Annotated in this window: 14 protein-coding genes and 1 tRNA gene; 10 read left to right on the top strand and 5 right to left on the bottom strand. The window is 63.1% G+C overall.

Annotated features, from left to right (window positions below; genetic code table 11):
• Positions 1–135 precede the first annotated feature (135 nt).
• The 3 genes from NLM32_RS29105 to NLM32_RS29095 all read left to right on the top strand — a co-directional run bounded on the left by NLM32_RS29105 (position 136) and on the right by NLM32_RS29095 (position 1942).
• Complete coding sequence (locus NLM32_RS29105) at positions 136–1014, top strand: 3-keto-5-aminohexanoate cleavage protein (protein ID WP_254132205.1); 879 nt, start codon at positions 136–138, stop codon at positions 1012–1014.
• A gap of 166 nt (positions 1015–1180) precedes the next feature.
• Entirely contained in the window at positions 1181–1396 is a 216-nt protein-coding gene (locus NLM32_RS29100) for a hypothetical protein (RefSeq protein WP_148778652.1), read from the top strand.
• A 153-nt stretch (positions 1397–1549) separates the two neighbouring features.
• On the top strand, positions 1550–1942 hold the full coding sequence (locus NLM32_RS29095; RefSeq protein ID WP_254132204.1) for a RidA family protein: 393 nt from the start codon (positions 1550–1552) through the stop codon (positions 1940–1942).
• A gap of 4 nt (positions 1943–1946) precedes the next feature.
• On the opposite strand, the gene NLM32_RS29090 is transcribed toward NLM32_RS29095, so the two are convergent.
• On the bottom strand, positions 1947–2609 hold the full coding sequence (locus NLM32_RS29090; RefSeq protein WP_254132203.1) for a TetR/AcrR family transcriptional regulator: 663 nt from the start codon (positions 2607–2609) through the stop codon (positions 1947–1949).
• 217 nt (positions 2610–2826) lie between these two features.
• Here NLM32_RS29090 and NLM32_RS29085 point away from each other — a divergent pair, with 217 nt between their 5' ends.
• From NLM32_RS29085 to NLM32_RS29075, 3 genes are all read left to right on the top strand, one after another.
• Positions 2827–4062, top strand: a complete 1236-nt coding sequence (locus NLM32_RS29085) for an acyl-CoA dehydrogenase family protein (protein ID WP_254132202.1) — start codon at positions 2827–2829, stop codon at positions 4060–4062.
• 125 nt (positions 4063–4187) lie between these two features.
• Complete coding sequence (locus NLM32_RS29080; protein WP_254132201.1) at positions 4188–5246, top strand: phosphotransferase; 1059 nt, start codon at positions 4188–4190, stop codon at positions 5244–5246.
• 137 nt (positions 5247–5383) lie between these two features.
• On the top strand, positions 5384–5728 hold the full coding sequence (locus tag NLM32_RS29075; RefSeq protein ID WP_254132200.1) for an NIPSNAP family protein: 345 nt from the start codon (positions 5384–5386) through the stop codon (positions 5726–5728).
• 72 nt (positions 5729–5800) lie between these two features.
• On the opposite strand, the gene argE is transcribed toward NLM32_RS29075, so the two are convergent.
• The gene (argE, locus tag NLM32_RS29070; RefSeq protein WP_254132199.1) at positions 5801–6988 is read right to left on the bottom strand and encodes an acetylornithine deacetylase; all 1188 of its coding nucleotides are present in this window, start codon (positions 6986–6988) and stop codon (positions 5801–5803) included.
• 104 nt (positions 6989–7092) lie between these two features.
• Positions 7093–7743: a TetR/AcrR family transcriptional regulator gene (locus NLM32_RS29065; RefSeq protein WP_254132198.1), complete on the bottom strand. Its 651-nt coding sequence runs from the start codon at positions 7741–7743 to the stop codon at positions 7093–7095.
• Positions 7744–7836: 93 nt separating this feature from the next.
• Here NLM32_RS29065 and NLM32_RS29060 point away from each other — a divergent pair, with 93 nt between their 5' ends.
• The gene (locus NLM32_RS29060) at positions 7837–8319 is read left to right on the top strand and encodes a DUF1772 domain-containing protein (RefSeq protein WP_254132197.1); all 483 of its coding nucleotides are present in this window, start codon (positions 7837–7839) and stop codon (positions 8317–8319) included.
• Positions 8320–8584: 265 nt separating this feature from the next.
• On the opposite strand, the gene NLM32_RS29055 is transcribed toward NLM32_RS29060, so the two are convergent.
• Entirely contained in the window at positions 8585–9370 is a 786-nt protein-coding gene (locus NLM32_RS29055; RefSeq protein ID WP_254132196.1) for an SDR family NAD(P)-dependent oxidoreductase, read from the bottom strand.
• A gap of 134 nt (positions 9371–9504) precedes the next feature.
• Between NLM32_RS29055 and NLM32_RS29050 the strand changes: the two genes are divergently transcribed.
• Entirely contained in the window at positions 9505–10203 is a 699-nt protein-coding gene (locus NLM32_RS29050; protein ID WP_254132195.1) for a histidine phosphatase family protein, read from the top strand.
• A gap of 82 nt (positions 10204–10285) precedes the next feature.
• Positions 10286–11053 (top strand): SDR family NAD(P)-dependent oxidoreductase, encoded by a 768-nt coding sequence (locus NLM32_RS29045; RefSeq protein WP_254132194.1) that lies wholly within the window; start codon positions 10286–10288, stop codon positions 11051–11053.
• A 195-nt stretch (positions 11054–11248) separates the two neighbouring features.
• Here NLM32_RS29045 and NLM32_RS29040 read toward each other — a convergent pair whose 3' ends face one another.
• Positions 11249–12478 (bottom strand): serine hydrolase, encoded by a 1230-nt coding sequence (locus NLM32_RS29040; RefSeq protein ID WP_254132193.1) that lies wholly within the window; start codon positions 12476–12478, stop codon positions 11249–11251.
• Between the two features lie 164 nt (positions 12479–12642).
• On the opposite strand from NLM32_RS29040, the gene NLM32_RS29035 reads away from it, so the two are divergent.
• A tRNA-Trp gene (locus tag NLM32_RS29035) sits at positions 12643–12718 on the top strand.
• The last annotated feature ends 95 nt before the right edge of the window (positions 12719–12813 follow it).

Genomic DNA, 12813 nt, shown 5'->3' with positions numbered 1-12813 from the left:
GGGTATCTATCCTCACGATTGATCTTGCGAGCGGATAGATACCCCTCATCCGGCGCTTCGCGCCACCTTCTCCCGCAAGGGGAGAAGGAAAGAGGCCGCGATCGGATTGAGATAGACGGGCAGAGGCAACATCGCATGAGCACCGGCAAGACCATCATCACCTGCGCCATCGCGGGCAACCTGACAAAGCCCGAGCAGTCGCCGTATCTGCCGATCACGCCCGAGCAGATCGCGACCTCCGCGCTGGAAGCCGCCGAAGCCGGTGCTGCGATCGCGCACATCCATGTGCGCGATCCCGCCACGGGGCGGCCGTCGATGTCGGTCGACCTCTACCGCGATGTCGTGGAGCGCATCCGCGCCCGCAACAAGAGCCTCGTCATCAATCTCACGACCGGGCCCGGCGGGCGCTTCGTGCCCTCGGTCGAGGATCCCCGCATCGCCGGCCCCGGCACGACGCTGCTGCAACCCGAGAAGCGCGTCGAGCATATCGAGCTCTTGAAGCCCGACATCTGCACGCTCGACCTCAACACCATGAATTCCGGCGGCGAGGTCGTGATCAACACGCCGCGCAATGTCCGCATCATGGCCGAGCGGATGAAGGCGGCCGGCGTGCTGCCGGAGATCGAGCTGTTCGATTCCGGCGACTGCCATCTGGCGCGCGACATGCTCGCCGACGGCTCACTGAAGGGGCCGGGCCTGTTCTCGCTCGTGCTTGGCGTCAAGTACGGCTTCTCCGCGACGCCGGAGACGATGTTCTATGCCCGCAGCCTGCTGCCGCCGGGCGCGATCTGGTCCGGCTTCGGCATCGGCCGCGCCGAATTCCCGATGGTGGCGCAGGCCTTTTTGCTCGGCGGCCACGTTCGCGTCGGCATGGAGGACAATCTCTATATGTCCAAGGGCGTGCTGGCGAAGACCAACGCGGAGCTGGTCGCGCATGCGGCGGACATTCTGAAGAGCCTTGGCGCCGGTGTTGCGAGTGCGCAGGAGGCGCGCGCGATGCTCGGGCTGGCGTAGAAGCCACGCCATCGTCGCTCGGTTGTTGACGAAAGCATGACGATCTCGCGGCCTTGTGCGGGGCTTGCGCGCAATCCCCAGATAAACCCGGTCCGTAGTACATCCGGCTTCCGCTTCGCGCGCGACTCAGATTCGATCTCTCCCACTGGGATTGGGAGACAAGTGCATGTCCTATACGATCGGGTTCCAAGCGAAAGACCAGAAGGCAATTCTGGCGACCGAGGCGGCGACGGCCAACCAGGCTGTCGCGATCATTGCCGCGCTGCGGCAAAGTGCCGAGGAAATAAAGTTCATCCGCTCGCCGCAGGAAGGCGACATGGGCATCGAGATGCTGCTGCTGCTCGCCAAGGAAGAGGCCGAGGAGATGCCGCAGCGGGCCTAGAGCATGATCCGGAAAAGTGTGCAGCGGTTTTCCGGCAAGATCATGCTCAAATAAAAGCCCCGCAGGAGCGAACACACTTCGATCAGAAGCGAAACATGCCGGCTGCAGAATAATGTAGTCAGGCGCCAGTCTCGCTCGAACCGAAGGTGGCCCATGAAACGCGAAGCGCTCCGCGTCGAACCGATCTCGTCCTTTCTCGATCGCGTGAAGGCGCCGACCTCGCCGGTGACGCGGGCCGGCAACATGATCTTCGTCGCCGGCCTGCCGCCGTTCGACCCCGAGACGGGCGAGATCGGCGGGATGGGAATCGAGCGACAGAGCGAAATCATCATGGAGCAGATGAAGCTCTGCCTGGAGACGGCCGGCGCCTCGCTCGACAACGTCATGAAGTGCAACGTCTACGGCACTTCGGCCAAACACTTCGCCACGTTCAACGCGATCTATGCGCGCTACTTCCCGGTCGATCCGCCGGCGCGGATCTTCGTCGTCACGCCGGAATGGTTCGGCCCCTTCGACGTCGAGATCGACTGCATCGCAATGATGTGAGGCGCTAGCGCGCAGCGACCTTTGACGGCGCCCTGGCTTCGGCCTTGCCCGCCGTCAGTGCCATCGTCGCGACGCTGACGACGCGCGCGACCACGTCCTCGACGTCGTCGAGATCGCATTTTCCTTCCGACAGCTTGGTTAGGCGCTCGCTCTCGCGGATGGTGTGGTGCGCCATCGCCAACGCGAAATTCAGGCCCCAATAGATATCGACATCGCTGCGGTCGGGCAGGGACCTTCGCATCGCGCCGGCGAATTTCCGCAAGTGGTCGATCTCGCGGTTCTTGATGCGACGGATCGGCGGCACGGATTCGATCGAGGCGCGGATCATGAAGCGCGCCGCGGTGGAGCGCTGGTTTTCCGGGCCCAGGCAGCCGCGCAAGGTGGGGCCGACCAGCGCGCGCAAGATCACCTCGATCGGTGCGCGGCCGCCGCCTTGCTCTTCAGCGGCCTTCAGCTCGCGCAGGCGTTCGCGATTGGTCGCGATCGAGCGCGTGACAAATAATTCCGCGATCAACTCGTCCTTTGAGCCGAAATGATAGTTCACGGCAGCCAGATTGACATTGGCCTCCGCGACGATGTCGCGGAGCGTGACGTCGCCAAAGCCGCGATCGGCATAGAGCCGTTCGGCGGCGGCGAGAATGGCAGACCTCGTATGATCGCTGGCCATGGATGCCCTCAGGGAGGGAGTTGCAATTCAAACACTTGTATGAAACTATCGTTTGAAGGCCGGAGAAAGTCAATCCGCATGATGGAATTGCGCCGCTGTTGAGAGCGGCGCGAGTTCCGCGCAGCCGCGATCCGCCGAATGGCGCTTGCGGGCCGCGCATTGCGGGAGGACAGTCCGGCGCAAAACAGGCTTTCAAAGCGAGACCGAGGAGCGTCCCATGGATTTCGATCTGTCCCCCAAGCAGAAGGAATGGCTCGACCGCGTGCAGTCCTTCATGGCCAAGCACGTGCGCCCGGCGGTGCCGATCTACAATGAGCAGGACCACAGCGGCGAGCGCTGGAAGGTGATCCCGGTCCTCGAAGACCTCAAGAAGAAGGCGAAGGCGGAAGGCCTCTGGAACATGTTCATGCCGCCGAGCGAGCATGAGGATGACGAATTCCGCGGCGCGGGATTGACCAATCTCGAATACGCGCTGCTCTCGGAAGAGATGGGCCGCATCACCTGGGCCTCGGAAGTGTTCAACTGCTCCGCGCCCGACACCGGCAACATGGAAGTGTTCATTCGCTACGGCTCCAAGGAGCAGAAGCGCAAATGGCTGCGTCCGCTGATGGACGGCGAGATCCGCTCGGCCTTCCTGATGACGGAGCCGGCGGTGGCCTCGTCGGATGCCACCAACATCGAGACTCGCATCGAGAAGGACGGCGATCATTACGTCATCAACGGCCGCAAATGGTGGTCGTCGGGCGTCGGCGATCCCCGCTGCAAGATCGCGATCCTGATGGGCAAGACCGATTTCAACGCCGCAAAACATCAGCAGCAGTCGCAGATCCTGGTTCCGCTCGATACCCCCGGCATCAAGGTCGAGAAGATGCTGCCGGTGTTCGGCTTCGACGATGCGCCGCACGGCCACGCCCAGGTGCTGCTCGAGAACGTGCGCGTGCCGAAGGAGAACATCCTGCTCGGCGAGGGCCGCGGTTTCGAGATCGCGCAGGGCCGTCTCGGTCCCGGCCGTATTCACCACTGCATGCGCACCATCGGCAAGGCCGAGGAAGCGCTGGAGAAGATGGTGAAGCGTCTGACCTCGCGCACCGCCTTCGGCAAGAAGATCGTCGAGCATTCGGTGTGGGAGCAGCGCATCGGCGATGCCCGCACCAACATCGAGATGACGCGTCTTCTGTGCCTCAAGGCCGCCGACATGATGGACAAGGTCGGCAACAAGACCGCGCAGGCCGAGATCGCCATGATCAAGGTCGCAGCCCCCAACATGGCGCTGAAGATCATCGACGAGGCGATCCAGTCGTTTGGTGGCGCGGGCGTCTCCGACGAAGCCGGTCTTGCCAAAGACTACGCGCACATCCGTACGCTCCGTCTCGCCGACGGTCCGGACGAGGTGCACAATCGCGCCATTGCACGGCTCGAAGTTCGGAAGTATGCCAACTCTCCCAAGCATTAAGCGGGGGAGCCCAGCGGCGCTCCTGACTTGAAGAAACGACAGGACGTGACCGGGTAACCGCTTGACGCAAGTGCGTCAGCGGTTACCGATTAGGATCATGTTCGGACTGAAGAGGGAGCGTCACCGTGGCTGACGGCGTCAGGAAAGACGAAGAGTTCTCGGGCACCAAGCCGGTCGAGGAGCGTCATCGCTTCGACGAGATGCGGCTCGAAGCCTGGATGCGCGACAACGTCGAAGGCTATGAGGGCCCGCTGGTCGTCCTGCAGTTCAAGGGCGGCCAGTCCAATCCGACCTACCGGCTGAACACGCCGAAGCGCTCCTACGTGATGCGCCGCAAGCCGTTCGGCAAATTGCTGCCCTCGGCGCATGCTGTCGATCGCGAATATCGCGTCATCGCAGCCCTTGGAAAGCAGGGTTTTCCGGTCGCGCACGCCTATGCGCTGTGCCAGGACGACAGCGTCATCGGCGCCGCCTTCTACATCATGTCGATGGAAGACGGTCGCGTGTTCTGGGATCCGACGCTGCCGAGCCAGGATAACGATGCGCGCCGCAAGATCTTCACCAGCAAGATCGAAACGCTGGCGAAACTCCACATGTACGATCCCGTTGCGATCGGCCTCGGTGATTTCGGCAAGCCCGGCAATTATTTTGCGCGCCAGATCGATCGCTGGACCAAGCAGTATCGCGCGTCCGAGACGCAGCACATTCCGGAATTCGAAAAGGTGGCGGAATGGCTGCCCAAGACCGTGCCGGAGCAGGCGCGCGTCTCGATCGTCCACGGCGACTACCGCCTCGACAATATGATTTTCCACGCGACGGAACCTCGCGTGCAGGCCGTGCTGGATTGGGAGCTGTCGACGCTCGGCGATCCCATGGCAGACTTCACCTATCTGCTGATGCAGTGGATCATGCCGGGCCTCGACGGTGCCGACCTCAAGGCACTCAACATCCCGAGCGTGGAGGAGGCCGCGCAGATCTATTGCAACGTCACCAAGATGACGGTGCCGGATCTCAACTGGTACTTCGCCTACAACCTGTTCCGCCTCGCCGGCATCACGCAGGGCATCGCCGGCCGCGTCCGCGACGGCACCGCCGCCAATGCCAAGGCGCTGGAGTCCGCCAAGCGCACCGTGCCGCTGTCGAAGGTGTCATGGGAATACGCCCAGAAGGCCGGCGCGGTGTAGAAACAACGAAGGCGCGGCTCATGGCCGCGCCTTTTGTTTTGGCACGCCGCGCTTCGCTCCTGCAATGACGAGGAAGAGCGCGTGTACCTTGTCCACGCACCATGCTTGACCATATCTCCTTCCGCAAGGAGACGGTCATGATCCAGCAACTGCGCATCTACGAAATCTTCGAAAAGAACAAGACTGCCTTTCACGCACGGTTCCGCGACCACGCCGCGCGCATCATGCGGACCAGATATGGCTTCCAGATCGTGGCGATGTGGGAGACGAAATTCGGCGAGCGTACCGAGTTCGCCTACATTCTGGAGTGGCCGGATGAGGCCGCGAAGACGTCCGCGTGGGCGGCCTTCATGGCAGACACCGAGTGGAGCGAGATCAAGCGTGTGACCCACGCGGAGCACGGCCTGATGGTCGGCCAGATCGAGGATCGCCTGCTGGTGCCGGTGGACTATTCGCCGTCGCAGTTTCGTAGGGCGGATTAGCGCAGCGTAATCCGCCATTCACACGACGCGAGGCAGATGGCGGATTACGCTGCGCTAATCCGCCCTACGCTCTTACCCCTTCGCGCAATGCGCGATCAGCTTCTCGACGAACCCCGCACACTTCTCCAGCTCCGCCATCGCCACGAACTCATCCGGCGTATGCGCCTGCGCGATCGAGCCGGGGCCTATCACCACTGACGGGATGTCGGCGATGCTGGCAAACAGGCTCGCCTCGGTGCCGAAGGCGACCTTGGCGTGATCGTTGCGGCCGGCGAGCTGCTTCGCCAGCGTGACGATCGCCGCGTCGGCCTTGGTGTCGAGCGCGGGATAGTCGAGTATCTCCTCGAAATCGATGCCGCATTCGGGGTTCTTCGCTTTCATCGCGGGCTCGAGCTCGGCCTTGGCCCAGGTGACGATCGCATCCGTCACCTCTTTGGACTCGGTGATGCCGATGCCGCGGCATTCGAAATCCACGGTGCAGGTGTCGGGCACGATGTTCAGCGCCGCGCCGCCGTGCACGATGCTGGTCAACAGCGTCGAGTGCGGGACATCGTAGAGACTGTTGCGCTCGACCTCGGCCGCGAGCTTCACCGCGCGGCGGCGGATCTCGACGATCATCTCGGCGGCATATTCGATCGCGTTGACGCCGTCGGGCGCGATCGAGGAATGGCGGGCAAGTCCGTGGAACGTCGCGCGCACGCCGTGCTTGCCCTTGTGGCCGATGATGACCTTCATCTCGGTCGGCTCGCCGATGAATGCGCCAAGCGGTCGAACTTTCTTCTTCGCGACCTCGGCAAGCATCGGCCGTACACCGATGCAGCCGATCTCCTCGTCATAGGAGATGGCGAGATGAATCGGCGTCGTCAGCTTCGCTTCCAGCATCTCCGGGACCATGGCGAGGCACACGGCGACAAAGCCCTTCATGTCGGTGGTGCCGCGGCCATAGAGCTTGCCGTCACGTTCGATCAGCTTGAAGGGATCGTGGCTCCAGTCCTGGCCGACGACGGGCACGACGTCGGTATGTCCCGACAGCACGAGACCGGGCTTGTCCTCCGGGCCGATCGTGACCCAGAGCGAAGCCTTCTGTCCGGTCTCGTCGGTGATGCGCTCGCCCTTGACGCCCAGGAAGGCGAGATAGCTCTCGATATGCGCGATCAGGGGCAAGTTGGTGCGATCGCTGATCGTGTCGAAGCCGACCAGGTCGGCGAGGAGGTTGCGGATGCGATCGGCTCTGGAACTTGGGAAAATCGGGTTGGGCATTGTCTCGTTCATGAGATGGAGGATGGCATCGCCGCTTGCACGAAACATACCAATGGAGTGGCGGTTCGGGCAAACCCGATCGCGAAGGCTGCTTTCGCCGAGACTCAGCCGAGTGCGGAGAGATCCTTCGGCAGCATTCGCTTGAACAGGTCGAGCGTACGCCGCGCCTCGGCCGGCGGCAAGGCGATGGCGTGACGAACCGCAGCGGCAATCTGGATCATCGCCAGTTGCGAAAAGGAGGTGAGGGCGGCGGCGGGCTGTTTCGGCGCGACACGCTTGAGTGCCTCGCGTAACAGACCGGCCAGGAAAGCCACGTCCTCCCTGTCGATCTCTTGCAGCGTTCGGTCGCCTTGCGTCGCTTGCCAGATGTGATGCATCACCGGGTGATCGCGGAACATCTGGTAATAGCCGTCGGTGATGCAACACAGCGCCGCGTGAAGGTCTGACAGCTTCTTCATCTCGGCGAGATCGCGCGCCACGCACTCGCGGCCGATGGCGTTGCAACGCTCGGCGAGCGTCCCGATCACGGCACTCTTGTCCGGAAAATATTGGTAGAGCGAACCGAAGGCGATGCCGGTGCGCTCGACGATGTCGCTCATCCGGAAGGCGTCGCTGCCCTTTTCCGTCAATATCTCGCTCGCGGCGGTCAGGATGCGATCGAACCGCTCCCGGCTACGTTCCTGCGTCGGAACCAGCGGCGTGCGCCGTCCGGCCGCCTGCGTCGCTTTGCCCGCCCTGATCTTCCGTTCCGGCATCGTTGTTCCCGCCATCTGTGCTTGACGCCAGAAATAAGAGAGTTTATCGCCTTTATCAAATACGAGAGATTATCGTATTTAAGGAGGCGTGGCATGCGGCAGGTTTTGACGAGCGGATTGCTCTGGTTCGCGGCGCTCGGCTGCGGCCTCATGGCCGGCGTCTATTTCGCGTTCTCGACTTTCATCATGACTTCGCTCGGCCGCCTCGACCAGGCCGCCGGTATCGCGGCGATGAACGCCATCAATGTCGACATCGTGCGCTCGCTGTTCATGCCGTTGTTCCTCGGCACGACGGTGGCTGGCGCGGCGCTGGTCGTGTTGGGCGCGTTGCGCTTCAGTGAGCCGGGGGCAGTCAGCATGATCGCAGGCGGAGGCCTCTACGTCATCGGCATGTTCGTCGTGACAGTTGCGCTCAACGTGCCGCTCAACGATGCGCTGGCCGCGGCGCAGCCGTCATCGCCAGAGGCGGGCGCAGTGTGGGCGGCGTATTTGAAGGACTGGGTATTCTGGAATCATGTGCGGACGGTAGCGTCGCTCATGGCGAGTGCATTGTTTATCGTCGCGCTTGCTTCGTAGCCCGGATGGAGCGAAGCGAAATCCGGATGCAAAGGCGCGTCTGTGATGCAGCTGCTAGTGATGAAGCGACCGTGCCGCCCCGCATTCCGTCATTGCGAGCGCAGCGAAGCAATCCAGAGTCTTTCCACGGCGGGATTCTGGATTGCTTCGCTGCGCTCGCCATGACGACGTTGATACAGTTGTGCGCCAAAGCAGCAATCTCGTGCCCCGGACGCAGCGCAGCAGCGTAAGAACGCTGCAGCGCGTCCGGGACACGCGACCCCAGCTACACCGGCTTCCCCGTATACGGCATCGACGCCGTGAGGCCGCCGTCCACCGGGAAGGCCTGGCCGTTGACATACGAGGCTTCGTCGCTGGCCAAAAACAGTCCCATCGCGGCGAGCTCGTGCGGCTGGCCGGGGCGCTTCAAGGGATTGAGCTGGCCGATCTTGTCGGCGGTGCCGCGCTCCTTGGCGCGGTCGAAGATCGGCTTGGTCATGCCGGTCTCAATCAGGCCGGGGCAGACCGCGTTGATGCGCACGCCGGTGCCGGTGAGCGAATAGGCGGTGGTCTGCACGAGGCTGATCACGCCGGCCTTGCTGGCGGCATAAGGATGTCCGCTCGCGCCGGCCTTGAGGCCCGCAACCGATGCGGTGAGCACGATTGCGCCGGACTGCTGCTTCACCATGTGCGGCATCGCATGCTTCACCGCGAGGAACGGTCCGATCAGATTGACGCGCAGCACCTCCTGCCACTGTTCGACGGTCTGCTCGCCGAGCGGAACGAGCCCGCCGGAGACGCCGGCGTTGGCCCAGATGACGTCGAGCCTGCCATGCGTCTTCACTGCCTTGTCGATGACGGCGATGACATCAGCCTCGGAGCCGGCATCGGCGATCATCGCCTCCGCAACGCCGCCGGCTTTCTTCACCTCGTCGACCGTCTCCTTCACGGCTTCGGTGCGATCGACCGCAATCAACTTGGCGCCTTCCTTGGTGAAGAGGTGCGCAGCGGCGCGGCCGATGCCGCTGCCCGCGCCGGTGATGATGACGGATTTGCCTTGCAGACGGCCCATGCGATTCTCCCTTTGGTATGCCGTGCGACGCTTGCCGCGCGACGGAATTTCAAACAGAATTTGAAACAGTAAAGTGTCTTGAGACACGTTCACACCTGACGTACAGCGACATCACACGAGATGGAAGGGCTTCAATGGCAACCGCAGACAAGCCGAATGTGGTCACGACACGCTGGTGGTGGGTTCGTCATGCGCCGGTGCGCAATGACGGCGGCAACATCTACGGACAGAGCGATCTGGCCTGCGACACCAGCGACACCTACGTGTTCAATGCTGTTGCCAAGGTGCTGCCACGCAAGGCGGTGTGGTATTCGAGCAATCTGATGCGCACGCATCAAACGGCTGAAGCGATCTGGGAGGCGGGCTATCCGCGGCCCGTGTCGATGAAATGGGAGGCGGACCTCGCCGAGCAGAATCTCGGTCGCTGGCAGGGCATGAATCGCGCCGAGTTCATCGCCAGCCGTCCCGTCGGCTCGAGCTGGTTTGCTGACATCAACGAGCCCGCGCCCGGCGGCGAAAGTTTCATGGATCTCTACAATCGCACGCGCCGCACCGTCGAGCGGATCAACAATGAGGCGGCGGGGCAGGACGTGATCGCGGTCGCGCATGGCGGCACCATCAAGGCGGCGATCGGTCTCGCACTCGACGGCCAGGTGGAGCGGGCGCTGTCGTTCGACATCGACAACGTCTCGATCACACGGCTCGATTATTTCGCAAGCCCCGAGCGTTCGGTCTGGCGGCTGCCGATGGTGAACCAGCAGCCGTGGATCGCGGACGATGCGCATGCCGAGATGCATCAGCTGGCGGGACCTGAGGTCAAGAAGCTCGCCTGAGTTATGCTGTCATTCCGGGGCGGTCCGCAGGACCGAGCCCGGAATCTCGATGTGAATACAAAGATCAATCTGGGAGAGAAACATGACCTTGTTCGACATGAAGGGCAAAGTTGCCGTCATCACCGGCTCGACGCGCGGCATCGGGCTTGCCATCGCGGAGCGTATGGCCGAGCACGGCGCCAAGGTGGTGATCTCCTCGCGCAAGGCCGATGTCTGCGACGAGGTCGCCAAGGGCATCAACGACAAGTTCGGCAAGGGCACTGCGGTCGCGATCGCGGCGAACATTTCGTCGAAGGAAAATCTGCAAAACCTTGTCGACGAGAGTAACCGCGCCTTCGGCAAGATCGACGTGCTGGTGTGCAACGCCGCGTCGAATCCGTATTACGGTCCGCTCGCCGGCATCTCCGACGATCAGTTCAGGAAGATTCTCGACAACAACATCGTCGCCAACAACTGGCTGATCTCGATGGTGGTGCCGCAGATGATCGAGCGCAAGGACGGCTCGGTGATCATCGTGTCTTCGATCGGCGGCCTCAAGGGCTCGACCATTCTCGGGGCTTACGCGATCTCCAAGGCCGCCGACATGCAGCTCGCACGCAACCTCGCCTGCGAATACGGCAAGCACAACATCCGCGTGAACTGCATCGCGCCCGGCCTGATCAAGACCGATTTCGCGAAAGCGCTGTGGGACAATCCGGAGAACCTGAAGGCCTCGACCTCGCGCTCGCCGTTGCTGCGCATCGGCATCCCCGACGAGATCGCGGGTGCGGCGGTGTTCCTGGGATCCGCGGCCGGCGACTTCATGACCGGTCAGACCATGGTGATCGACGGCGGCGCGACGATCAGTTGAGGTTTGCGGAGAAGGGCACCTACGCTCACTCCAGCATCAGCGTCATCGTCCGCGAAAGCGGGCGATCCAGTACTCCGCGGCCGAAGTGGTGTGAACAAACTGCCGCTACGGAGTACTGGATGCCCCGGTCAAGCCGGGGCATGACGGTGAGTGTGTGGATGCGGCCTCGCGGCTCGCGCGACTAAGCGAACGCCCTCACTCTACCGCCGCGTAAACCAGATCCCGCACCAGCGTGCGTGTGAAGTCACGTTGTCCCGGTCCCTGGGTCATGAACACCGTGAACAGATCCTCCTTCGGATCGATCCAGAAGAACGTGCCGGCAATGCCGCTCCAGAAATAGTTGCCGACGCTGCCGGGGAAGGGCGCGATGCCGGCGTCGCGGCGGACGGCGAAGCCGAGACCGAAACCGTGGCCGGGCGAAAGAAGCGTGCCGTTGGTCACGACGTGCGGCCCGAGGTGATCGGACGCCATCAGCTCCAGCGTCTTGCGGCCGATGATCCTGTTGCCGTCGAGGGTGCCGCCATTGCGCAGCATCAGCGCGAAGCGGGCGTAGTCCGTCGTGGTGGAGACCAGGCCGCCGCCGCCGGATTCCATCACCGGCTGCTCGAGCATGTTGAACAGCGCGACCTTGTCACCGGTCCAGGGGTCGGCTTCGAATGGCTGCGCGAGCCGCCCGGCGTTGGTCTCTGAGGTCGAGAAGCCGGTCTCGGTCATCTGCAACGGCGCGAGGATGCGCTCGGTGAGATAGGTGCCGAGCGACTTGCCGCTGATGACCTCGATGATGCGGCCGAGGATGTCGGTGGAACGGCTGTAGTTGAACTCGTCGCCGGGGTGGCAGACCAGCGGGAAGCTCGCCACCAGCGCGGCGTGCTCGGCATTGGTGATCTTGCGGCTGCGGACGCGGGACTCCTGGTAGAGCTTGTGCACCGGGCCGTCGCCCTGGTGCTCATAGGTGAGGCCCGAGGTGTGGCGGAGCAGATCCTGCACCGTCATCGGCCGCTTCGGCGGAACCAGTTCCAGCTTGCCGCCACTGACGACGCCGACCTTCTGGTCCGCGAACTCCGGGATGAATTTTGCGACGGGATCGCCGAGCAGGAGGTGGCCGTCCTCGACCAGCGCCATGATGCCGACCGAGACGATCGGCTTGGTCATCGAGAAGATCCGGAAGATCGAATCAAGCGCCATCGCCGGGCCCGCCGGGCTCTGCTTGCCGAGCGCCTCGAACCAGCCGACCTGGCCGCCCCTTGCCACCAGCACCGTCACGCCGGGGATGGTTCCCTTGTCGATCTCGCGCTTGAACGCGTCCGACATCGCCTGGAGGCGGGGTCGCGACAGGCCCAGAGTTTCCGGCTTGGCCTCTGGGAGAGACGGGGTTTTGGGCGCGGTCGAGGGGCGGGCGACGGCTGTCGACGCTAAGGTAGTCATGGGGGCTCCCGGTTGTTCTTGATTATCGGGAACGGAGAGTGGCCCAGAAGCCGTTGCACAAACAAGCGAAGCCAGCGCGCTTCACCCTTGCAATCCGTCCTTGCAATCCGGCCGTCCCCTGTGCTTGAAAGCGCCCCTGATCCGGCGGCGACGCAAGGGTCCACAGGAGTGTAGCTCAATTGGTAGAGCACCGGTCTCCAAAACCGGGGGTCGCAGGTTCGAGCCCTGCCACTCCTGCCAGCTAATCCCACACAATCCGGATTGAAGGCAGGACGGCGCCGGGCTGAATAGCTCGGGCGCTGGGTCATGCGGGCCCATAAGCCCTTGATCCGCAT

This window comes from Bradyrhizobium sp. CCGUVB14, assembly GCF_024199935.1.
In the GTDB taxonomy this organism is placed as follows: domain Bacteria; phylum Pseudomonadota; class Alphaproteobacteria; order Rhizobiales; family Xanthobacteraceae; genus Bradyrhizobium.
Note: the sequence above shows the minus strand (reverse complement) of the source record. Positions and strands in the feature narration are given on the sequence as shown.